General features: G+C 72.5%; 19 protein-coding genes. 13 read left to right on the top strand and 6 right to left on the bottom strand.

Annotation, left to right across the window (positions count from 1 at the left end; translation table 11 throughout):
• Positions 1–13 precede the first annotated feature (13 nt).
• Positions 14–715 (top strand): hypothetical protein, encoded by a 702-nt coding sequence (locus RCR19_RS26750; protein ID WP_331267444.1) that lies wholly within the window; start codon positions 14–16, stop codon positions 713–715.
• On the opposite strand, the gene RCR19_RS26745 is transcribed toward RCR19_RS26750, so the two are convergent.
• Positions 652–1,416: a hypothetical protein gene (locus RCR19_RS26745; protein WP_331267443.1), complete on the bottom strand. Its 765-nt coding sequence runs from the start codon at positions 1,414–1,416 to the stop codon at positions 652–654. The genes RCR19_RS26750 and RCR19_RS26745 overlap by 64 nt on opposite strands.
• Before the next feature lie 86 nt (positions 1,417–1,502).
• On the opposite strand from RCR19_RS26745, the gene RCR19_RS26740 reads away from it, so the two are divergent.
• Positions 1,503–2,285, top strand: a complete 783-nt coding sequence (locus RCR19_RS26740) for an adenosylcobinamide-GDP ribazoletransferase (RefSeq protein WP_331267442.1) — start codon at positions 1,503–1,505, stop codon at positions 2,283–2,285.
• Positions 2,286–2,403: 118 nt separating this feature from the next.
• Here RCR19_RS26740 and RCR19_RS26735 read toward each other — a convergent pair whose 3' ends face one another.
• Positions 2,404–3,189: an endo alpha-1,4 polygalactosaminidase gene (locus tag RCR19_RS26735; protein WP_331267441.1), complete on the bottom strand. Its 786-nt coding sequence runs from the start codon at positions 3,187–3,189 to the stop codon at positions 2,404–2,406.
• Between the two features lie 335 nt (positions 3,190–3,524).
• Here RCR19_RS26735 and RCR19_RS26730 point away from each other — a divergent pair, with 335 nt between their 5' ends.
• The 7 genes from RCR19_RS26730 (at position 3,525) to RCR19_RS26700 (ending at position 14,235) form a co-directional block, all read left to right on the top strand.
• A complete protein-coding gene (locus tag RCR19_RS26730; RefSeq protein ID WP_331267440.1) occupies positions 3,525–5,054 on the top strand; it encodes a leucyl aminopeptidase in 1,530 nt (509 codons plus the stop codon).
• Between the two features lie 302 nt (positions 5,055–5,356).
• Entirely contained in the window at positions 5,357–6,745 is a 1,389-nt protein-coding gene (lpdA, locus tag RCR19_RS26725) for a dihydrolipoyl dehydrogenase (protein ID WP_331267439.1), read from the top strand.
• A 62-nt stretch (positions 6,746–6,807) separates the two neighbouring features.
• On the top strand, positions 6,808–8,619 hold the full coding sequence (gene sucB / locus RCR19_RS26720; RefSeq protein ID WP_331267438.1) for a 2-oxoglutarate dehydrogenase, E2 component, dihydrolipoamide succinyltransferase: 1,812 nt from the start codon (positions 6,808–6,810) through the stop codon (positions 8,617–8,619).
• A 338-nt stretch (positions 8,620–8,957) separates the two neighbouring features.
• Positions 8,958–9,581, top strand: a complete 624-nt coding sequence (locus tag RCR19_RS26715; protein WP_331267437.1) for a GntR family transcriptional regulator — start codon at positions 8,958–8,960, stop codon at positions 9,579–9,581.
• A 278-nt stretch (positions 9,582–9,859) separates the two neighbouring features.
• Positions 9,860–12,562, top strand: a complete 2,703-nt coding sequence (aceE, locus tag RCR19_RS26710; protein WP_331267436.1) for a pyruvate dehydrogenase (acetyl-transferring), homodimeric type — start codon at positions 9,860–9,862, stop codon at positions 12,560–12,562.
• A gap of 123 nt (positions 12,563–12,685) precedes the next feature.
• Entirely contained in the window at positions 12,686–13,660 is a 975-nt protein-coding gene (locus RCR19_RS26705; protein WP_331267435.1) for a WYL domain-containing protein, read from the top strand.
• Between the two features lie 56 nt (positions 13,661–13,716).
• Positions 13,717–14,235 carry a DUF4240 domain-containing protein gene (locus RCR19_RS26700; RefSeq protein WP_059126040.1) on the top strand — a complete coding sequence of 173 codons (519 nt, stop codon included), beginning with the start codon at positions 13,717–13,719 and terminating at the stop codon, positions 14,233–14,235.
• Positions 14,236–14,302: 67 nt separating this feature from the next.
• Here the strand turns inward: RCR19_RS26700 and RCR19_RS26695 are convergent, their stop codons facing one another.
• Positions 14,303–14,515 carry a hypothetical protein gene (locus tag RCR19_RS26695; RefSeq protein ID WP_331267434.1) on the bottom strand — a complete coding sequence of 71 codons (213 nt, stop codon included), beginning with the start codon at positions 14,513–14,515 and terminating at the stop codon, positions 14,303–14,305.
• Between the two features lie 124 nt (positions 14,516–14,639).
• Complete coding sequence (locus RCR19_RS26690) at positions 14,640–15,446, bottom strand: peptidoglycan recognition protein (protein WP_331267433.1); 807 nt, start codon at positions 15,444–15,446, stop codon at positions 14,640–14,642.
• A gap of 187 nt (positions 15,447–15,633) precedes the next feature.
• On the opposite strand from RCR19_RS26690, the gene RCR19_RS26685 reads away from it, so the two are divergent.
• A complete protein-coding gene (locus tag RCR19_RS26685; protein ID WP_331267432.1) occupies positions 15,634–16,818 on the top strand; it encodes a MarP family serine protease in 1,185 nt (394 codons plus the stop codon).
• On the opposite strand, the gene RCR19_RS26680 is transcribed toward RCR19_RS26685, so the two are convergent.
• The gene (locus RCR19_RS26680; RefSeq protein ID WP_331267431.1) at positions 16,813–17,331 is read right to left on the bottom strand and encodes a GNAT family N-acetyltransferase; all 519 of its coding nucleotides are present in this window, start codon (positions 17,329–17,331) and stop codon (positions 16,813–16,815) included. The two genes, RCR19_RS26685 and RCR19_RS26680, sit on opposite strands and share 6 nt — an antisense overlap.
• 95 nt (positions 17,332–17,426) lie before the next feature.
• Between RCR19_RS26680 and RCR19_RS26675 the strand changes: the two genes are divergently transcribed.
• Positions 17,427–18,329 (top strand): TIGR01777 family oxidoreductase, encoded by a 903-nt coding sequence (locus RCR19_RS26675; protein ID WP_331267430.1) that lies wholly within the window; start codon positions 17,427–17,429, stop codon positions 18,327–18,329.
• Positions 18,330–18,517: 188 nt separating this feature from the next.
• Complete coding sequence (locus RCR19_RS26670; RefSeq protein ID WP_331267429.1) at positions 18,518–19,936, top strand: NAD(P)/FAD-dependent oxidoreductase; 1,419 nt, start codon at positions 18,518–18,520, stop codon at positions 19,934–19,936.
• A gap of 3 nt (positions 19,937–19,939) precedes the next feature.
• Here the strand turns inward: RCR19_RS26670 and RCR19_RS26665 are convergent, their stop codons facing one another.
• A complete protein-coding gene (locus RCR19_RS26665; RefSeq protein WP_331267428.1) occupies positions 19,940–21,376 on the bottom strand; it encodes a regulator in 1,437 nt (478 codons plus the stop codon).
• A 251-nt stretch (positions 21,377–21,627) separates the two neighbouring features.
• Here RCR19_RS26665 and lipB point away from each other — a divergent pair, with 251 nt between their 5' ends.
• Complete coding sequence (gene lipB, locus RCR19_RS26660) at positions 21,628–22,425, top strand: lipoyl(octanoyl) transferase LipB (RefSeq protein WP_331267427.1); 798 nt, start codon at positions 21,628–21,630, stop codon at positions 22,423–22,425.
• The last annotated feature ends 19 nt before the right edge of the window (positions 22,426–22,444 follow it).

Genomic DNA, 22,444 nt, shown 5'->3' with positions numbered 1-22,444 from the left:
TGAGGACCACGGGATGAGCACCCTCGCCCGTCTGGCGCATGCCGAATGGGGGCTGCCGTACGCCATCACGCGCCGGGCACTCGCCGGGCGCGCCTGGCGTGCGGTCCCGATGACACTGGCAGCGGTGTGTCTGACGTCCCTCCTGCAGTTCGTGCAGAACCAGCCGTGGGGCTTCGGATTCGTCGCGACCGTCGGCGCGGTGCGGGCGGAGGAGCCGCTGTGGCTGTCACTGCTGCGCACCCCCTCCTCCCTCTTCGTCCCGGCCCTGGACCTTCCGGTGTGGGGGGCGCTCCTGCAGATCCTCTGTGTGTTCGGTGTCGCCGAGATCTGCCTGGGCTGGTGGCGCACGCTCGTCATCGCGTACACCGCCACCCTGGCCGGGACCCTGTACGCCCGGGTGGGCATCGCCCTCGGCCCGCATCACCCGCTCGGGCTGCCGGCGTCGGACGCGCGGGTCGTCGACACCGGGCCGTCGGCCGCGGTGATCGGGCTCGCCCTGTTCCTGTGCTGGAGGTACCGCGCACACCTCACGGGAGGCCTGGTGATCGGGGCGATGACCGCGGAACTCGCGCTGAAGCAGAACCTCGCGGGCAAGGAGCACATCGCCGCGATCGCCGGGGTGCTGATGGTCTGCGGGATTTCGGCACTGCGTCAGGAACGGCGGTCGGCCGCCCGGCTCGGCTGCGGGTCGGGCCTGCCCCCGATCCAGTCCTGAAATCTGCGGCCGAGCCCGGCCCAGCGCCGATCGTGCCGGCAGGCCCGCAGACCGGCCCGGGCGCGGGTGCGCGGGCGGCGGCGGTAGAAGCGGCGCGCCCAGGGCGAGGCGGGGCGGGCCAGGCGGACCGCGCCGACCAGGGCGACCACGGGCACGACCACACCGAAGAGCGCGGTGCGGGCCTTGCCCTTGCTCAGGGCCAGCAGCGAGAACACGAAGTTCAGCACGACGCTCGCGATCACGGCGCCGCGGTCCTGCAGTTCGTCCGCGGAGAGGTCGTCGACGCCGAACGGCGAGAACCCGGCGAGGACCAGGCCCACCATGGCCGCCGTGACCACGACGACCTCGACGCTCTTGCGGCCCTGCTCGCTCCAGTACACGTCCGCCAGGTGGAGGATGAGGGCGAACTCGTCCAGGACGAGGCCGGCCCCCACGCCGAAGACGACCGCGAAGACGCCGGAGCCGAGGCCCTGACGGCTGGCGAGCGCGCCGAAGCCGCCGACGACGCTCAGCACGACTCCGGGCACGACGTGGTGGATGTGCATCCCGCCGGATTCGACGTTGCGGAAGGGACCCTTGCCGGCCCGGATGAGGCGGGTGACGGAACGGGTGACCACAAAGGTCAGCACGAAGGCGCCGAGCGCGAGCAGCAGGGGGAGTTTGCCCGGCTCCACGATGTTGCGCTCCAGCCAGTGACCCATGTGTGCAGTCTGCCGGGGGTGGGGTGCCCGTGCCCGCTCGCGGGGCACCAGCGGGTGACGCGGGAGGGCCCGGCTAGTCTGCCGCCGTGATCAGGATCCCGCCGCTGCACGGTCTGCGCTTCGCCTTCGGCACCCTCACGGTGCTCCCGGTCCCGGTGACGCGCTGGGACCGGGTCGCCGCGCGGGCCGGGATGCTGTGCGCGCCGCTGGCCGGAGTCGTGGTCGGAGGGATCGCCGGACTGCTCGGCGCCGCGGCTCTTGTGGCGGGGGCCGGTCCCCTGCTCGCCGCAGTCTGCGCCGCCGCCGTCCCGGCCGTGCTCACCCGGGGACTGCACCTCGACGGGCTCGCCGACACGGCCGACGGGCTCGGCAGCGGCAAGCCCGCGGCGGAGGCGCTGCGGATCATGAAGCAGTCGGACATCGGGCCGTTCGGTGTGATCACGCTGGTCCTCGTGCTGCTCGCTCAGGTGGCCGCGCTCGCCGAGGCGTACGGCGGCTCCTGGGAGCGGGGCGCGCTGGCCGCCGCCGTCTCCGCGACTGCTGCCCGACTGGCCCTCACGCTGGCCGCGCGCCGCGGGATACCGGCCGCCCGGCCGGAGGGACTGGGGGCCGCGGTGGCCGGCGTGGTCCCGGTCCGTGGGGCGCTGGCGGTGGCCGTGGCCGTCGCCGCGGCCGCGGCCGCGGGGGGCGCGCTGTCCGCGACGTACGGCGCCGTCCGTGCTGCGGCCGCGGTGGTGGTCGCCGCGGCCGCCGCGGAGTTGCTGCTGCGGCACTGCGTCCGCCGCTTCGGCGGGGTCACGGGCGATGTGTTCGGCGGCCTCGCGGAGACCGCGGGGACGGCCGCGCTGGTGGTGCTGTCGCTCGGTTGACGCCTGTCGTCCGGATCGGACCGGCTGGAAGAGACTGCGCCTTCGGTCGACGCTGCCATGATCCGAACAGCGGGCCCGGAGGCTGCGCCCGGACGCCGGCAGTGACCGACGCACGGGCTCAGCAGGGCCGGCGCCAGGCGTCCAGATCGTACTTCTTGAGCATCGAACTCAGCTTCAGACGGCGGGCCTCGGCGCAGAAGCGGCTGGTCGGCAGTTCGTACTCCACGTGGAAGACGGCCTTCCCCGCGGCGATGAACGGCTTCAGCCGTTCGCACTCGTCGTACTGGGCGCACTGCTCGTCGACCGCGAAATCGAAGTCCCCCACCAGCACTGGGATCTGGCCGAGGTCGTTCTTGAGGCCGACGGCCATCCCCCGCTCATGGGCCAGCCTCGCCACGAGACGGTTGTAGCGGAGCTGGTCCGCGGCCTTCAGCGGGAAGCCGGTGTTGTTGCGGTAGCCGTCCATGTTGTCGGGCTCCACGGCGTCGAAGCCCTTCCGGCGGCACATGTCGAGGCGGTCCGCCATGAGGGGTTCGAGGACATCGGTGCGGCGGATGTCCAGCCAGCGCTCCCCCTGCCAGCCGTTGCCACGGCCCAGCACGGACTTCGGGAACCCCTTCGCGTCCGGTCGGAACTCCTCCCATGCGCCGGTGGACAGATAGCAGATCACCTTGCGGCCCTTGCGGTGCAGCGCGGTGACGGCCGCCTTCTCGTGGTCGAAGCCGTCGATGTCGTAGACCGGGACGTCGACGGAGGTGTCCAGGCGCCCGCTGAGCTGCCACTGCCAGGCGACGCCGGGGCGCGGCTGCCAGCGGGCGCGGCCGGACTCCTTGTGCTCCTCGGTGGCGGTGGAGCATCCGGCGAGCAGCAGGAGCAGGGCGGCGAGGAGGACCGGGCGCTTCACGGGGGCGGGCTCCAGGCGGTGCGGCGACGTGTCCCGAGGATGATCCCGGAACCGGGGACCGCGCGGTCGACCGGGTGTCCGCGCTGCGCGCCCGCCGGAGCGGCGCCGGCGGGACCCGTACGTCGGGCGTGACCGGGTCAACGTGCAGCCCTTCGCCACGGTGGGACGAACAACCGCGGGCGCGAGCGAACCCGGCCACCGAGCGTAGGCTCGTGCCGGGTGTTTCCCAGCCCAGGTGAAGACCGCACGTACTGAGCAATCTAGGGTCGTCCCGGGCCGGTCGACCCCAATCCGTTCGGCCACCGAAACTCAATCGGAAGCGAGATTTCACCACCGTGACTGCTCTCACACTCAGCACCGCCGCGGTAGCCGGCCAGCGGGCCGACGCGATCGTGGTCGGTGTCGCGAAGGGCGCCGAGGGCCCGGTCGTCGCACCGGGCGCCGAAACCGTGGACCAGGCGTACGACGGCAGACTCGCCGCCACCCTGCAGACCCTGGGCGCCTCGGGCGTCGAGGGCGAGGTGACGAAGCTGCCCGCGCCCTCCGGCTTCAAGGCGCCCGTCGTGGTGGCGGTGGGCCTCGGTGCCGAGCCCGAGAAGGACGGGGCGTACTCCGCCGAGTCGCTGCGCCGCGCCGCGGGCTCCGCGGCCCGTGCCCTCGCCGGTTCCAAGAAGGCCGTCTTCGCGCTGCCCGTCGCGGACGCCGCGGACCTCGGCGCCGTCGCCGAGGGCGCCCTGCTCGGCGCGTACTCGTTCGACACCTACAAGGAGAACGGCAAGAACGCCAAGGGCGGGAAGAACGGCAAGACTCCGCTCGGCGAGGTCGCCCTGCTCGGCGGCAAGCCGCGCGACAAGGCGCACAAGGCGGCCGTCGACCGTGCCGTCGCCGTCGCCGAGGAGCTCAACCGGGCCCGCGACCTGATCAACACCCCGCCGAACGACCTGAACCCGGCCGCCTTCGCCGACATCGCCCAGAGCGCCGCCAAGGAGCACGGCCTCAAGGTGCAGGTGCTCGACGAGAAGGCACTGACCAAGGGCGGCTACGGCGGCATCCTCGGTGTCGGCGCGGGCTCGGCCTCCGCTCCCCGGCTGGTGAAGCTGTCGTACACGAACTCCAAGGCGGACAAGCACCTGGCCTTCGTCGGCAAGGGCATCACCTACGACTCGGGCGGCATCTCCCTCAAGCCGGCCGGCCACAACGAGACCATGAAGTGCGACATGAGCGGCGCGGCGGCGGTCTTCGCCGCGGTCGTGGCGGCCGCCCGGCTCGGTCTCGAGGTCAACGTCACCGGCTGGCTCGCCCTCGCCGAGAACATGCCGTCCGGTTCCGCCACCCGCCCCGGCGACGTGCTGCGCATGTACAGCGGCAAGACCGTCGAGGTCCTCAACACGGACGCGGAGGGCCGGCTGGTCCTCGCCGACGCGCTGTGGGCGGCCTCGCAGGAGAACCCGGACGCGATCGTGGACGTCGCGACCCTGACGGGCGCGATGATGCTCGCGCTCGGCAGCCGCACCTTCGGGATCATGTCGAACGACGACGGCTTCCGCACCGCGGTGCACGAGACGGCCCAGGAGGTCGGCGAGGAGGCCTGGCCCATGCCGCTCCCCGAGCACCTGCGCAAGGGCATGGACTCCCCCACGGCCGACATCGCCAACATGGGTGAGCGGATGGGCGGCGGCCTGGTGGCCGGCCTGTTCCTGAAGGAGTTCGTCGGCGAGGGCATCACCTGGGCCCACCTCGACATCGCCGGCCCCGCCTTCAACGAGCAGGGTCCCTTCGGCTACACCCCGAAGGGCGGCACGGGCTCGGCCGTGCGCACCCTGGTCCGGCTCGCGGAGCAGACGGCCGCGGGCGACCTCGGCTGACGTCGCGCGTACCCATGAGGGCGGCCCCGGAGCTCGAGTCGAGCCCGGGGCCGCCCTCATGGGCGCCGCCTCGTTACGCCCTCGACGAAATCCGCCCGGCGCTGCGCCGCCACGACCTCCGGACGTGACGGATCAGACGTCGCGCACCCGGGCCCGGCGCCACCACGGCCGCCGACAAGTGCGAAGATGGGCCACGGCAGGACAGGGCCCCCACCGAAGGGCCGAAGCTTCAGCGGCCGGACACCAGCCGCCTGCCGGTCACCGACGACCGGCGCACGGCGCACATGCATGGAGGACGTGACGTGGCGAACGACGCCAGCACCGTTTTCGACCTAGTGATCCTCGGCGGTGGTAGCGGTGGTTACGCCGCGGCCCTGCGCGGGGCGCAGCTGGGCCTGGACGTCGCCCTGATCGAGAAGGACAAGGTCGGCGGCACCTGCCTGCACCGGGGTTGCATCCCCACCAAGGCCCTGCTTCACGCGGGCGAGATCGCCGACCAGGCCCGCGAGAGCGAGCAGTTCGGCGTCAAGGCCACCTTCGAGGGCATCGACGTGCCGGCCGTCCACAAGTACAAGGACGAGGTCGTCTCGGGCCTTTACAAGGGTCTGCAGGGCCTCATCGCCTCGCGCAAGGTGACCTACATCGAGGGTGAGGGCCGTCTGTCCTCCGCGACCTCCGTCGACGTGAACGGTCAGCGGATCCAGGGCCGCCACGTCCTCCTGGCGACCGGTTCCGTGCCGAAGTCACTGCCGGGTCTGGAGATCGACGGCAACCGCATCATCTCCTCCGACCACGCCCTCTTCCTGGACCGCGTGCCGCAGTCCGCGATCATCCTGGGCGGCGGCGTCATCGGCGTCGAGTTCGCGTCCGCGTGGAAGTCCTTCGGTTCCGACGTCACGGTCATCGAGGGCCTCAAGCACCTCGTCCCGGTCGAGGACGAGAACTCCTCCAAGCTTCTCGAGCGCGCCTTCCGCAAGCGCGGCATCAAGTTCAACCTGGGCACCTTCTTCCAGAAGGCCGAGTACACCCAGAACGGTGTCAAGATCACCCTCGCCGACGGCAAGGAGTTCGAGGCGGAGGTCCTCCTCGTCGCCGTCGGCCGCGGCCCGGTCTCCCAGGGTCTCGGCTACGAGGAGGTCGGGGTCGCCATGGAGCGCGGTCACGTCCTCGTCGACGAGTACATGCGGACGAACGTCCCCACCATCTCCGCCGTCGGTGACCTGGTCCCGACCCTCCAGCTCGCGCACGTCGGCTTCGCCGAGGGCATCCTGGTGGCAGAGCGTCTGGCCGGTCTGAAGGTCGTTCCGATCGACTACGACGGTGTGCCGCGGGTCACCTACTGCCACCCGGAGGTCGCCTCCGTCGGCATCACCGAGGCCAAGGCCAAGGAGATCTACGGCGCGGACAAGGTCGTCGCTCTCAAGTACAACCTGGCGGGCAACGGCAAGAGCAAGATCCTCAAGACCGCGGGCGAGATCAAGCTCGTCCAGGTCAAGGACGGTGCCGTGGTCGGCGTCCACATGGTCGGCGACCGCATGGGCGAGCAGGTCGGCGAGGCGCAGCTGATCTACAACTGGGAGGCGCTGCCGGCCGAGGTGGCCCAGCTCATCCACGCCCACCCGACGCAGAACGAGGCGCTCGGCGAGGCCCACCTCGCTCTCGCCGGCAAGCCCCTCCACTCCCACGACTGACGCCTTCAGTCTTCGGGCGCGACGACACAGACTTCCGCAATTCGTAAGGAGCAACCGAAACCATGCCGGTTTCCGTAACCCTTCCGGCGCTCGGTGAGAGCGTCACCGAGGGCACCGTCACCCGCTGGCTGAAGGCCGAGGGCGAGCGGGTCGAGGCCGACGAGCCGCTGCTCGAGGTCTCGACCGACAAGGTCGACACCGAGATCCCCGCACCGGCTTCCGGTGTCCTGACCTCCATCAAGGTGGCCGAGGACGAGACCGTCGAGGTCGGCGCCGAACTGGCCGTCATCGACGACGGCACGGGTGCCCCCGCCGCCGCCCCGGCCCCGGCCGCCGCCGAGGCGCCCGCGCCGGCCGCCGAGCCCGCACCCGCACCCGCCGCCCCGGCTCCGGCCGCCCCGGCCCCCGCCGCCGGCCCGGCCGCTCCCGCCGGTGCCGCCCAGGGCACCGACGTGGTCCTGCCCGCGCTCGGCGAGTCGGTCACCGAGGGCACCGTCACCCGCTGGCTGAAGTCGGTCGGCGACTCCGTCGAGGCCGACGAGCCGCTGCTCGAGGTCTCCACGGACAAGGTCGACACCGAGATCCCGGCGCCCTCCTCCGGCGTGCTGCTCGAGATCGTGGTCGGCGAGGACGAGACCGCCGAGGTCGGCGCCAAGCTGGCCGTCATCGGCGCCCCGGGTGCCGCTCCGGCCGCGGCCCCCGCCCCGGCCGCTCCGGCTCCCGCCGCCGCCGCCCCGGCCCCGGCACAGCCCGCGGCTCCGGCCCCCGCCCCGGCGGCGCCCGCAGCTCCGGCTCCCGCAGCTCCGGCTCCCGCCGCTCCGGCCGCGCCCGCCGCTGCCGCCCCGGCCCCCGCCCGGCCCGCGGCCCCGGCTCCGGCCCCCGCCCCGGTCACCCCGGCCCCGGCCGCCGCCCAGCCGACCGACGAGGGTGCGTACGTGACCCCGCTGGTGCGCAAGCTCGCCGCCGAGAACGGTGTCGACCTGTCCACCGTCAAGGGCACCGGCGTCGGCGGCCGTATCCGCAAGCAGGACGTCCTCGCCGCCGCCGAGGCCGCGAAGGCCGCCGCCGCGGCACCGGCCGCTGCTCCGGCCGCCGCTGCTCCGGCCGCCGCCGTTCCGGCCGCGAAGAAGGCTCCGGTCCTCGAGGTCTCGCCGCTGCGCGGCCAGACCGTGAAGATGCCGCGGATCCGCAAGGTCATCGGCGACAACATGGTCAAGGCCCTGCACGAGCAGGCCCAGCTGTCCTCGGTCGTCGAGGTCGACGTGACCCGCCTGATGCGCCTGCGCGCCCAGGGCAAGGACGCGTTCGCGGCCCGCGAGGGCGTCAAGCTCTCCCCGATGCCGTTCTACGTCAAGGCGGCCGCCCAGGCGCTGAAGGCCCACCCGGTCATCAACGCCAAGATCAACGAGGCCGAGGGGACCATCACCTACTTCGACACCGAGAACATCGGTATCGCGGTGGACTCCGAGAAGGGCCTGATGACCCCGGTCATCAAGCACGCCGGCGACCTCAACATCGCCGGCATCGCCAAGGCAACCGCCGACCTGGCGGGCAAGGTCCGGGCCAGCAAGATCACCCCGGACGAGCTGTCCGGCGCGACCTTCACCATCAGCAACACCGGTTCGCGCGGTGCGCTGTTCGACACGATCATCGTGCCGCCGGGCCAGGTCGCGATCCTCGGCATCGGCGCCACCGTGAAGCGCCCCGCCGTGCTCGAGACGGAGGAGGGCACGGTCATCGCCGTCCGCGACATGACCTACCTGACCCTGTCCTACGACCACCGTCTGGTGGACGGCGCCGACGCGGCCCGTTACCTGACCGCGGTCAAGGCCATCCTGGAGGCGGGCGAGTTCGAGGTGGAGCTCGGCCTCTGAGCCATCGCCAGGTGACCGAACCCTGCGGCGCCCCCGTCCGGAACCCTCCGGGCGGGGGCGCCGTGCTTCGTGCCCCGCGCCGCCGCGCGGCCGCCTCGGTCCCGCCCGGCGACGGGGCCCGCACGCAACCGGCCGCCGACGAGATCGGGGAGCGGGCCCCTTCCGCCGGTGGCATGGCGGTCACGACGTCGCGAAGGCCCTGGACGGCCCGGGAGCGGCCTACCGCCGACGGGGCGTGTAAGTCTTGTCTCACCTGCGCGAAAGCGCCGCCATGCACCCTTCCGGGACGGGGAGACGGCCTTATTGTCTAAACGTCAGCCCCCGCATAAGGAGCCCTCATGACCGCGCCCGTCGTCCACTCGCTGCGCGAACAGATCCGCGAGCACATCGTGGAGGGGATCGTCAGCGGGCGCTGGAAGCCGGGCGAGCGGATCGTGGAGCGTCGGATCGCCACGGAACTGGAGGTCAGTCAGACACCGGTCCGTGAGGCGCTGCGGGAGCTGGAGTCGCTGCGGCTGATCGAGTCGGCACCCAACAAGGGCGTGCGGGTGCGGAATCTGACCGCAGCGGACCTGGAGGAGTCCTACCCCGTGCGAGCCGGCCTGGAGGCCATCGCGGCCGAACTGGCGGCGGACCGGCTGGCGCAGGACTGCTCGGCCCTCGAACCGCATGTCACCGCGCTGTACGAGGCGGACCGGAGGTCGGACGGGACCGGGCAGGTGCGGCACACGGTGGCGTTCCACCGGGAGCTGGTGCGGGCGGCCCACAACTCGGTGCTGCTGCACACCTGGGAGGGGCTCGGCATCGAGGTGTTCACGGCGCTGTCGATCCGGTGGCTGGGCACGGTGCAGCAGTCGTACGCGGAGGAGCACGAGGAGTTGGTGGCCGCGTTCCGCCGCCGCGATCCACGAATCGCCGACATAGTGAAGGCCCACGTGCTCGGCTGCGCACCCCGCGCATGAGTCCCTCGAACAGCCGAGCAGCCCGCCGCTCAAACGCCGCTCCACCTGCGAAAACCCCACGCCGATGCGGCACCCGGTGTCTCCCGCCGAGGCACCCCGTGCCGACTTTCTCGTGATCGAGGGTTTTTGGCCCTGCCCCCTTTGATCGATCATCGATCAGGGAGTTACAGTCACCGATGGGCTTCCACCGAAGCCCCAGCCCTGTCCTGCCAAAGACCAAGGGCACCCCCGAACCCTTACCGATGAGGGCACCCCCTTCGACTGAGGAAGGCGGCGACATGACCGACCCCAACGCCATCCAGCCGAGCGAGCTCGACCAGCTCCCGGACCGCGACCCCGAGGAGACCGCCGAATGGCAGGCCTCCCTGGACGCCGTTACCAAGGCGGCCGGGCCGCACCGTGCCGCGTATCTGATGCGCCGCACGCTGGAGCGTGCCGAGGGCGCCGGCATCGCGCTGCCCAAGCTGCTCGAGACCGACTACGTCAACACCATCCCCACCGCCGCCGAGCCCGCCGTGCCGGGTGACGAGGCGATGGAGGCCCGGATCACCGCATGGAACCGGTGGAACGCGGCCGCGATGGTGACCCGGGGCAGCAAGCACGGCGTCGGCGGCCACATCGCCACCTTCGCCTCCGCGGCCTGGCTCTACGAGACCGGCTTCAACCACTTCTTCAAGGGCAAGGAGGGCGACGGCTCGGGCGACCAGCTCTACGTCCAGGGCCACGCCTCCCCCGGCATCTACGCCCGCGCCTTCCTCGACGGCCGCCTCACCGAGGCCCACCTGGACAACTTCCGCCAGGAGGCCGGCGGCAACGGTCTGCCCTCGTACCCGCACCCGCGGCGGCTGCCCTGGCTGTGGGAGTTCCCGACCGTCTCCATGGGTCTCGGCCCGCTCTCCGCGATCTACCAGGCGCGCTTCAACCGCTACCTCACCAACCGCGGCATCAAGGACGTCTCGTCCTCGCACGTGTGGGCGTTCCTCGGCGACGGCGAGATGGACGAGCCCGAGTCGACGGCGGCCCTCGCGCTGGCCGCCCGCGAGGAGCTGGACAACCTCACCTTCGTCATCAACTGCAACCTCCAGCGCCTCGACGGCCCGGTCCGCGCCAACTTCAAGATCGTGCAGGAACTGGAGGCCCAGTTCCGCGGTGCCGGCTGGAACGTCGTCAAGTCGCTGTGGGGCTCGGCCTGGGACGAGCTGTTCGCGCTCGACACCACCGGTGCCCTGGTACGCCGGCTGCGCGAGGTACCGGACGCGCAGGTGCAGACGTACCAGACCCGCGACGCCGCCTACATCCGTGCGGACTTCTTCGGCAAGGACCCGGCGCTCGTCGAGATGGCGAAGCTGCTGAGCGACGACAAGATCCTCGAGTGCTTCCACCTCTCCCGCGGTGGCCACGAGGCCCGCAAGGTCTACGCGGCGTACAGGGCGGCCCTGGGGCACAAGGGCGCACCGACGGTCATCCTGGCGCAGACCGTCAAGGGCTTCACGCTCGGCCAGGGCTTCGCGTCGAAGAACGCCAACCACCAGATGAAGAAGCTGACGGTGGACGAGTTCAAGACCATGCGTGACCTGCTCGAACTGCCCATCCCCGACAGCCGGTTCGACGACGGTGTGGTCCCCTACGCCCACCCGGGCGCCGACTCCCCCGAGGTGCGCTACCTCCAGGAGCGCCGCGCCGCCCTCGGCGGCCTGGCCCCGGCCCGCCGGGTCCAGCCTCTGGCCCCGCTGCCGGCGCCGGCCGAAAAGGCGTTCGCCTCCTTCGACAAGGGCTCCGGCTCGCAGAACGTCGCGACCACCATGGCCTTCGTCCGCCTGGTCAAGGACCTGGTCCGCGACAAGGAGACCGGCAGGCGCTGGGTGCCGATCGTCCCCGATGAGGCCCGCACCTTCGGTATGGAGTCGCTCTTCCCCTCGCTCGGCATCTACTCGCCCAAGGGCCAGACGTACGAGCCGGTCGACCGCGACCAGCTGATGTACTACAAGGAGGCCAAGAACGGCCAGATCCTCAACGAGGGGATCACCGAGGCCGGTTCGATGGCCGACTTCATCGCCGCGTCCACCGCGTACGCGACGCACGGCGAGGCGATGATCCCGTTCTACATCTTCTACTCGATGTTCGGCTGGCAGCGCACGGCCGACCAGATGTGGCAGCTCGGCGATCAGCTCGGCCGCGGCTTCCTCGTCGGCGCCACCGCCGGCCGCACGACGCTGACCGGTGAGGGCCTGCAGCACGCCGACGGCCACTCCCCCGTCATCGCCGCCACCAACCCCGCGGCGCTGACCTACGACCCGGCGTTCGCGTACGAGATCGCGGTCATCGTCAAGGAGGGTCTGCGCCGCATGTACGGCGAGGCGGCTCCGGGCGAGGACCAGAACGTCTTCTACTACCTCACCGTCTACAACGAGCCGCTGCCCCAGCCCGCGAAGCCCGGGGTGGCCGGTATCGACGAGGGCATCGTCAAGGGCCTGTACCGCTACAACACGGCGGAGTCGGCGGGGCTCTCCCCGGCGGCGAACGCCCCGCGCATCCAGCTCCTCGGCTCCGGCACGGCGATCCACTGGGCGCTCGACGCGCAGAAGCTGCTCGCCGAGGAGTGGGGTGTCGCCGCGGACGTGTGGTCGGCGACGTCGTGGGGCGAGCTGCGCCGCGACGCCCTGGAGGCCGACGCCGCGCTGCTGCGGGGCGAGGAGCGCGTCCCGTACGTGCGTCAGGCCCTGCAGGGTGCCGAGGGCCCGGTCCTCGCGGTCTCCGACTACATGCGCCAGGTTCCCGACCAGATCGCGCAGTGGGTGGAGCAGGACTACTCCTCGCTGGGCGCCGACGGATTCGGCCTCTCGGACACCCGTGAGGCGGCCCGCCGCCACTTCGGCGTCGACGCCCCGTCGATCGTGGTCGCGGCCCTGGCCCAGCTCGCCAGGCGCGGCGAGGTCAAGGCCACGGCCGTGAAGGAGGCCCGGGACAAGTACGGCCTGTAGAGGCCGGTGTCCGGCGAAGGGGTACGGCGGCCGCCGTACCCCTTCGCCGTCTCCGAGGGCAGGGCGTGGTGCTCCTCCCGGCGAACGGACCGTCGATCCGGTGGTGCACGGCATGATGACGGCATGCGTGCCGCCCGTCTCATCAAAATGGTGCTGCTGCTGCAGTCCCGGCCGTCCATGACCGCGGCCGAGCTGGCCCGTGAGCTCGAGGTGTCCGAGCGCACCGTCACCCGGGACGCCCAGGCGCTGTCGGAGGCGGGTGTGCCGGTGTACGCCGAACGGGGGCGGGCCGGCGGATACCGGCTGGTCGGCGGCTACCGCACCCGGCTGACCGGGCTCGCGCGCGGCGAGGCCGAGGCCCTGTTCCTCAGCGGGGTTCCCGGCGCGCTGCGGGAGATGGGCCTGGAGGACGCGGCCTCGGCGGCGCGGCTGAAGGTGTCCGCGGCCCTCCTGCCCTCCCTGCGCGACGCCTCCCGCACGGCTTCGCAGCGGTTCCATCTGGACGCGCCCGCCTGGTTCTCCGAACCCGCGACGCCGCGGCTGCTGCCCGCGGTCGCGGACGCGGTCTGGGACGACCGGCGGATCACCGCGCGTTACCGGCGCGGCGAGGACGCGGTGGAGCGGGAACTCGAGCCGTACGGGCTCGTCCTCAAGGCGGGGGTCTGGTACCTGTGCGCCCGAGTGGCGGAGCACGGCTCCTTCCGGGTGTACCGCATCGACCGCTTCACGGCAGTGATCTCCGGTGAGGACCGGTTCGGGCGGGACGAGGAGTTCGATCTGCCGGCCTTCTGGGCCGAGCGGGCCGAGGAGTTCGCGCGGTCCATCCTGCGGGACGAGGTCGTGGTGCGGCTGTCCGAGGACGGTGTACGGAGATTGGCGTACGCCGTCGATCCCGTCTCGGCCCGACTGGCGCTCACCGACGCGGACGCCCCGGACGAGCGGGGCTGGGTGACGGTGACCCTGCCGGTGGAGTCCGAGGAGGTCGCGCACGCCCAACTCACGGGTCTGGGGCCGGAGGTCGAGGTGCTCTCTCCCGAGGGGCTGCGGGCCCGTTTCGCGGGCGACGCCACACGTTTGGCGGAGCTCTACCGCTCATAACGATCCGCCGCACTCCACGTGCGCCCCACCGGCGCAGGGACGATGCTGGTCGGGTGATGGACGAGACGGAGTTCTGGGACCTGGTGGATGCGAGCCGGGAAGCCGCCGAGGGCGACGCCGACGAGCAGGCCGACCAGCTCGTCGAACGGCTCGTCCGGCTCGACCCCGACTCCGTCCTGGACTTCGCCCGGCATTTCGAGTCCCGCTACAACCGCGCCTACCGCTGGGATCTGTGGGGCGCCGCCTGGGTCCTGCTCGACGGGGCGAGTGACGATGCGTTCGATTTCTTCCGGTGCTGGCTGATCGGCCAGGGGCGGGACGTCTTCGAGGGCGCCCTGCACGACCCCGACTCGCTGGCCGACCTCCTGGGGGAGTTCGACGAGGAGGTGGACGGGGACGGCGAGGAGCTCGGCTACGCGGCGGACGAGGCGTACGAGCAGCTCACCGGAACCGTGGCACCCGACCTGGGCATCCCGCCCGCGGCCTCCGAACCGGCGGGGACCTCCTTCGACCTGGAGAGCGAATCCGCGCTGGCGGAGCGCTATCCCAGGCTGTGGGATCGGTTCAAGGGCTGATGCCGATGGCGTCGTCACTCACGCCGCGCTCCGGCGGACCGCCCGCGAGGACCGCTGGCCCCGTGCCTCACCGGCCGCCCGCGCCGAGGCTCCGCGGTGCCCGTCCCCGCCTGGCCGCCCGGTGCAACGGCGCCCTGTCGGCCCGGCCGAGGGCGGACGCCGTGGACGCCGCCGGTCCGAGGACGACCGTCGTGACCGCACGGACCACCGTCCAGGGGACGCGCACGGCCCCGGCCCAGGTGCCCGCCCGCCCCACCCGTGCACGATCGCCGCTTCTCATGGTCCCCACCCCCGGTCGGCTCGTGCCGGCAACCGTGGGAGGCGGGGATCGGAGGGCTCTGCGTGCGGCCCGTGACGCCGCTGTGAGTCGTGTCTTCCGTGCGGGTGCCGGGGATCCGGACCCCTCACCTTCGGCCCTGGAGACGGGCCGCCTCCTCCCTGATCGAGGGGAGCAGGGCCTTGAGTGCCGCACCCGGGCAGCTCGTCGAATAACCGTCGTTGTGACCCGCGAGCGCGGGCATCATGACGGGGGTCCCCGCCTTGTACCGGCTCTGGCCGTTGCTGGAGACGAGCCGGACCTTGGAGCGCGGGTCGATGTCGGCGATGCCGAGCTTCCAGGCGGCGAGGGCGGCGATCGAGTCGACCATGGCCTTGGGGACGGGCACGCCCGCGGTGAAGGTGCCGATGGCGGCGATGCCGACCGTGCGGTGGTTGAAGCCCTGGGTGTGGGCTCCCATGACGGGCTGGTCGGCACCGCCCGCGCGGCCCTCGTAGATGGTGCCGCAGCGGTCGACGAGGAAGTTGTAGCCGATGTCGTCCCAGTGGCGGCCGCCTCGCTGGCCGGTGTAGAGATAGCGGATGATGCGCGCCGAGGTGGCGCAGTCGTAGCGGTTGGGCGAGTCGGTGTGGTGCACGAAGACGGCGACGACCTTGTCGTCGTAGCGCGGTGGCGGCTGGTCCCGGGTGGCGGCGTCCGCCCAGGCCGCCCTCGGCACGATGCGCGGCTTGGGCGCCTGGTGCAGAACGGCCGACCGGGCCACGACCGGGCGTGGGGTACGAACCAGGACCGGGCGCTCGACCCCGGAGGCGCACACCACCAGTGCGCCGGCGGCGGCGACACCCGGCAGGCAGCCGAGCAGCAGCAGGACGGCGCTCTTGAGCCTCGGCGCCCCGCTGCTCCAGGCCCCCCACGTTCTACGGAAGTCACGCATGGGGCCACTTTCCTTCCGTCCTGCAACATCCGCGATGTGTGGTGTGCCACCTGGCGGAACCATTGTCACGGTCTGCGGCGTTCTTACAGGTCGACGCGTGCGTGCCCCGTTTCCGGGCACACGCGCGAGTGGCTGATCACCGGGCTCGCGCCGCGCGTACCAGGGGGTCCGAGAGAAAGGCGGCTCAGTGGACCTGCTCGACATACTGCTCATCCTCGTGATCCTGGCCTACGCGGCCTCCGGCTATCGGCGGGGGCTGGTGGCCGGTTGTGTCTCCCTGGCCGGCTTCGTGGGCGGTGCCGCGGTGGGCGTGTGGATCCTGCCCTGGGTCATGAACCTGGTGACCCGGGGGACCACCGCGGCGACGGTGACCGCCGTGGTCACCGTGCTGGTCCCGGCGGTGATAGGGCACGAGCTGGCGGGCCGCCTCGCGCTCAAGCTGAGGCGCGAGCTGGACCACGGGCCGCTGCGGGTGGCCGACGGAGTGGGCGGCGCGGCGGCGAACGCGGTGTCCGTGCTGATCGTGGCCTGGGTGGCCGCGAGCGTCCTGGGCGCCTCCTCGTCCCCGCTGGTGACCCAGGCGATCCGGGACTCGCGGCTGCTCGGCGCCGTGCAGAACACGATGCCGGACACCACTCCGGCATGGTTCTCACGGGCCACCTCGGCACTCACCGAGGCGGGCTTCCCGCAGGTCTTCAACCCCTTCGAGAACGAGCCCTCGGCCGGAGTGGCGAGGCCCAGCGGGGACAGCGTCACGGCGAGCGCGACCAACGCCGCCAAGCTGAGCACGGTCAAGGTCGAGGGCGCCTCGGGCATCCAGGGCCGGGAGGGCAGCGGTTTCGTGTACTCGGCCCGGCATGTGATGACCAACGCCCATGTGGTGGCGGGCATCGATCACCCGAGCGTCCGGATCGGCGGCGTCGGACCGGCGTACGCGGCGCGTGTGGTGCTCTTCGACCCGGACCGCGACGTGGCCGTGCTGTACGTGCCGGATCTGCGCGCCCCCGTCCTGCGCTTCGACGCCGGCGCCAGGCGCGGGGACGCCGCCGTGGTGGCGGGCTATCCGGAGGACGGCGGCCTGACGCTGCGTGCGGCCACCGTGGCGAACCGGATCCGGGCGACGGGCCCGAACATCTACAGCACCGACACCGTCACCCGGGAGATCTACTCCATCCGCTCGACCGTCCTGCCCGGCAACTCGGGCGGCCCGCTGCTCACCACCGACGGCCGGGTCTACGGTGTCGTCTTCGCCCGCTCCACCTCGGACCAGGAGACCGGCTACGTGCTGACGGCCGACGAGGTCGCGGGCGACGCGCAGCGTGCGGCGCACGCCACGGCGGCGGTGGACACGGGCGAGCTCACCGCCTCATGAGCGGACCGCGCCGGGCGCGGGTCCTTGCAGGAAGCGCCCCATGAACACGTCGTCGACGTACTTGCCGTCGAGCAGGAACTCCTCGGGCAGGATCCCCTCCACGACGAACCCCTCGGACTCGTAGAGCGCCCTCGCCGGGGTGTTGTGCCCGAGGACCCGCAGGGTGATGCGGCGGGCTCCCCGCCGCCGTGCCTCCTCCTGCACGGCCCGCAGCAGCGCCCGCCCGACCCCGCTGCCGCGTGCCTCGTCCGCGACGACGAGGCCCTGGATCTGCCGGACGTGGGAGTTGCACGCGAGCGGCGTCGGGAATCCGAGCCGGATGTAGCCCACGACGACGCCGCCGAGTTCGGCGACCAGATGGTCCCGCGGCCCGAACCGCTCGGTGAAGAAGGGCTCGTACGGCGGCCGTGGACGCGGCTGGACGGAGTGAAGCGGAGACCAGGTGACCCGGTCGAGCCGACCGAGCGCCTCCTCGTCGTCGTCGGTGGCGTGGCGTATGTACGGAACGGGCATGAGGGTCACTGTACGGCGGGCGTACGAGGTTCCGACCGGTCGCGACTCGGGGCCGCCGGACGGGCCGAACGGGATGCACCGGGCAGGATGGGGTCATGGAACGTTCCCGAATCGCCGTGGCCGGTGCGTCCGGTCTCATCGGAAGCGCCCTGGTGCGGTCCCTGACCGCGGACGGGCACGAGGTGGTCCGCTTGGTGCGCCGCGCGGCCCGTGGCGAGGGCGAGGTCTGCTGGGACCCCGGGGAGCAGTACATCGACACGGCCGGTCTTCTCGGGTGCAACGCGGTGGTCAACCTCGCAGGCGCGGGCATCGGCGACCACCGCTGGACGGACGCGTACAAGAAGACGCTGCGCGACAGCCGGGTGCTCGGCACGGCGGCGCTCGCGGAGGCCGTCGCCGCCCTCCCCGAACCGCCGCGCGTCTTCGTCAGCGGCAGCGCGATCGGCTACTACGGCGAGACAGGGGACCGGGCGGTTGACGAGAAGGCGCCGCCCGGGGACGGCTTCCTGCCCTCGCTGTGCGTGCAGTGGGAGGAGGCCGCGGACGCCGCGCAGGAGGCCGGCGTACGAACGGTGTTCGTACGGACGGGCCTGGTGGTGGCCCGGGAGGGCGGGGCCTGGGGCAGGCTGTTCCCGCTCTTCAAGGCGGGGCTCGGCGGGCGGCTGGGCGACGGGCGCCAGTACTGGTCCTTCATCTCGCTGCACGACGAGGTGGCCGCCATCCGCCACCTCATGGACCGCGAAGACCTCTCCGGCCCCTTCAATCTGACGGCGCCCCGGCCCCTGACGAACCGTGAGATCACCGCGGCGATGGGGCGTGTGCTGCACCGGCCGACGCTGTTCCCGGCGCCCGCGCAGGCCCTGCGCCTCGCGCTCGGCGAGATGGCCGGGGACGTGCTCGGCAGTGCGCGGGTGCTGCCGGGACGGCTGCTGGACTCCGGGTTCGCGTTCGCCCATCCGGAGATCGACGAGGCGTTGCGAGCAGCGCTCCGGTCGTAGCCGCGGGGCCGAACGGGCTGAGGGAAGGCCCACATTCGACCGTATGCGACCACCGTGCGACCGTGCTCTGTCCATGCGCGACTTCGCCCGACCGTTCACGGTCCTACGCTCATCCCGAACTCGGGTATTCCGGACGCCTGTTGGGGGCATGACGTCTCCACCGGCCGCACAACCTCGAGGAGGGGCACGTGCCAGAGCCCGTGTACCAGGCGGACGTCGTCATCGTGGGGGCCGGGGTCGCCGGCCTCGCGGCGGCCCACCGGCTGACCAGTGCAGGAGTGTCGACGGCGGTCCTGGAGGCCGCTCACTGCGTCGGCGGCCGCATGTCGACCGAGAAGGTCGACGGCTTCCGGCTCGACAGGATCGGACAGCTGCTGTCCACGTCCTATCCGGAACTGGGCCTGACCCCCGGGCTCGACACGCTGGTCCTGCGTCCCTTCGCACCGGGCGTCCTGGTGCACAGCGAGGGGCGCCACCATCGTGCGAGCCCTCCCCCGACGGGAGGGGGCGCGGGGGGCGCACGGGGCGCACTCAATGCCGTTCGCGCCCTCGCCAGTGCTCCCCTCACGTCTTCCACGCCGCGCGCCGGGCTCGGAGCGGCCGGAGCGCGCGCCGCGCTGTCGAGGGCGACGGGATCCCGTACGGCCGTCTCGCGGCCCGCCGCGCCGCTGGGCAGTGCCGTGGACCAGGCGCGGCTCGCAGCGGCGCTCGCACGCATCGCCGCCACCCCCGTCGAACGACTGCTGGCCCGGCCCGAGTCGCCCGCCCGGCACGCGCTCACGGACCGCGGTCTCCCGGCCCGTACGGTCGACGGCTTTCTGCGCCCTCTGCTCGCCGCCCTGTTGTGCGACCCGGAGCTGACCACCTCGAGCCGCTGCGCCGACCTGGCGCTGCACGCCTTCGCGCGCGGCCGACTGTGCCTGCCGGAGGGCGGCGCGGAGGTCCTGCCGGAACTGCTGGCGCGGGCGCTGCCACCGGACACGGTACACACCGGCGTCCGCGTCACCTCCGTCTCCACGACCTCGGTGACCACCGCCGACCACGGTGAACTCCGCTGCCGCTCCGTCCTGCTGGCCACCGACGCGCATGCCGCCGCCGAGTTGCTGCCCGGTCTGCGCGTGCCCGGCTTCCACCCGGTCACCGTCGTCCACCACACGACCGACGAGCCGCCGTCGACCGGGGCCTCGCTGCTGCTGGACGCGGACCGCGACGGGCCGGTGTCGCACACGGCCGTCGTCAGCCTGGTGGACCCGTCCCGGGCGCCCGCGGGCCGTGCCCTGATCTCCTCGACGGTGCTGGGCACGCCCCCGGACGACGTCGACGGTGCCGTACGGGCTCATCTGGCCCGCCTCCACGGCACCTCGACCACGCGCTGGGAGACGCTCGCCGTGCACCACACGGCGCGGGCCGTCCCCGCGATGCGGCCGCCGCACGACCTGCGCCGGACGGTGCGGCTGCTGGCCGGGCTGTACGTGTGCGGCGACCACCGGGACACAAGCACGGTGCAGGGCGCACTGCACTCCGGCACCCGGGCCGCCAAGGCGGTCCTGGCGGACCTGGGTGCGGGGCCCCTGCACGCCGCGGAACCACTGCCCAGGGCGGCCTGAGCCTCAACTGAGCGCGGCGACCTTGTCGCGGTACCCCCGCACGGGCGCGGCGTCCTTGTACGGTTCCAGGCGGCGCTCGAAGTCCCGCACGTACTCGACCGCCCGCACCGACCGCATCTCCGACGCCTGCCCGGCCGCCTCGGCCCCCAACTGGCAGGCCTGGTCGAGCTCGCCGAGGCCGAGCCGCGCCGAGGCGAGCACGACCCGGCAGAACAGCCGGCTGCGGGCGAACCCGGCCGCCCGCAGCTGCAACGACCGCTCGGAGTGCTGGACGGCCGCACGGTACTGCTGGAGGTCCCGGTGGCAGTGCCCGAACTCGTCGGCGAGCTGTGCCTCGTCGAAGAACCGTGCCCAGTACGGCAGTTCGTCGCCGGGGCGGGCGGTCTCCAGGGCCCGCTCGGCCCGGACGAGGGAGGCCGTGCACGCACGCACCTCGCCGAGCACCCCGTGACCCCGCGCCTCGACGGCGTGCATCAGCGCCTGGATGGCGGGCGGCGCCGAGCCGCCCACGCCCTGCTGCGCCACACGTGCGAGTTGCACGGCCTCGCGCCCGTGGCCGAGGTAGACGGCCTGCCGGCTCATCGTGACCAGCACGTACGCCCCGTACATCCGGTCCCCGGCCGCCTGGGCGAGCCGCAGCGCCTGGACGAAGTAGCGCTGGGCGAGACCGTGCGCACCGATGTCGTACGACGTCCAGCCCGCGAGCCGGGTCAGATCGGCGGCCGCCGCGAACAGACGGCGACCCGTCTGCTCGCCGTAGGTGCCGCGCAGCATGGGTTCCGCTTCGTGCTCCAGATAGCGCACCAGCGCCTGGCGGGCGTGGCCGCCGCCGTAGGCGTGGTCGAGGGCGCGGAACAGCTCGCCGACCGAACGGAGCGCTGCGATGTCGCCCCCGCTGACCTTCTGGCCGGGGCCGCGCTCCGACTGGCCGCGCTGCCGGGGCACCGCGGGACGGCCCTGGGCCGGGATACGGGGGACCGCCTCGCCACGGCTCACCTTGTCGTCGGCCCGGCCGATCAGCCAGTCCCGGCTCGGCACGACCAGCCCGGCCGGGGTGAACGCGATCTTCCGCAGCTCCGCGTGGCTGCCGGAGTCCTTGCGCCACAGGCCGCTGACGATGTCGACGGCCTCCTCCGGGCCTGCGGCGAACTCCAGCCCCGCGTACACCGGGGCACACGCGTCGAGCCCGAGGTCCTGCGCCGTGAGCCGGCGTCCGAGCCGCCGGGTGAACACCTCGGCGATGAGTGCGGGCGTGGTGCCGCGGGGCTGCTGCCCGCGCAGCCAGCGCGTCACGGAGGTCTTGTCGTATCTGAGATCGAGCCCGTGTTCGAGGCCCAGCTGGTCGACGCGACGGGCGAGACCTGCGTTGGAGAACCCCGCTTCTGCGATGAGCGCGGCGAGCTGTCGGTTGGGGGTGCGCTGCGCGGGTCGTTCCGTCATCTGCGGTGCGGTCTCCGTATCGCCTGTGAGCAGCCCTGATGGCCATGTGAACGGCGTGAATGTAGCGGAGAGTGAGCAGTCGGTCGCAGGCATCGGCGTCCATTCATCCGATCGTGTGAGGATTGCTCGATCGGATGACGGGAGCGGGCGGGAGACGGTGGCACCCCGCCCCGACTCGGCCCGCACCTGCTGGACGTACAGTGGCTTGGGCGCCGTTCGCGCCTTACGAGGCTTCTAGGGAGGCGCTTGCCGTGAGTGAGTTGCGGTTCGTCCGCATGGGGTTCGGGGCCGAGGCCGTCGAGTACCAGGTCGCCTGGGACGAGCAGCGCCGGGTGCACGCCGCGCGCTTCGCCGACGAGGTCCCGGACACCTGCCTGCTGCTGGAGCACCCCCCGGTCTACACCGCAGGGCGGCGCACCGCGGACGACGAGCGGCCTCTGGACGGCACCCCCGTGATCGACGTGGACCGCGGCGGCAAGATCACCTGGCACGGCCCCGGCCAGCTGGTGGGCTACCCGATCCAGAAGCTACCGCGCCCTGTCGACGTCGTGGCCCACGTACGCCGCCTCGAAGAAGCCCTGATCCGCGCCTGCGCGGAGTTCGGCCTCGAGACCACCCGGGTCGAGGGACGCAGTGGCGTGTGGGTCCTCGGGGACCCGGTGGAGCAGCGGCCCTCCCTCGGCGGGCTCTCCCTGGACTTCGACCCGAGGCTCGCCGACGAGGAGTTCGACCCCCGGCTGAACGGCCCGGAGTACGCCCCCTCCAACGCCGGCCAGCGCCGGGAGGACCGCAAGATCGCGGCGATCGGCATCCGCGTCGCCAAGGGCGTCACGATGCACGGCTTCGCGCTGAACGTGAACCCGGACAACGTCTGGTTCGACCGGATCATCCCCTGCGGCATCCGCGACGCGGGCGTCACCTCCCTGGCGAACGAGCTGGGCCGGGACGTCACGGTCACGGAGGTGCTGCCCGTGGTCGAGCGGCATCTGAAGGACGTGCTGGAGAACGCGGAGCTCATGCCGCGGATCATCGAGAAGGCCTCTGCCTGACCCGGGAATGCCCCCCACG

Origin of the sequence: Streptomyces sp. WAC07094, from assembly GCF_036320405.1 — a bacterium.
Lineage (GTDB): Bacteria > Actinomycetota > Actinomycetes > Streptomycetales > Streptomycetaceae > Streptomyces > Streptomyces lannensis.
The sequence above is the reverse complement of the archived record's forward strand: the minus strand, read 5'-3'. Positions and strand labels throughout refer to the sequence as shown.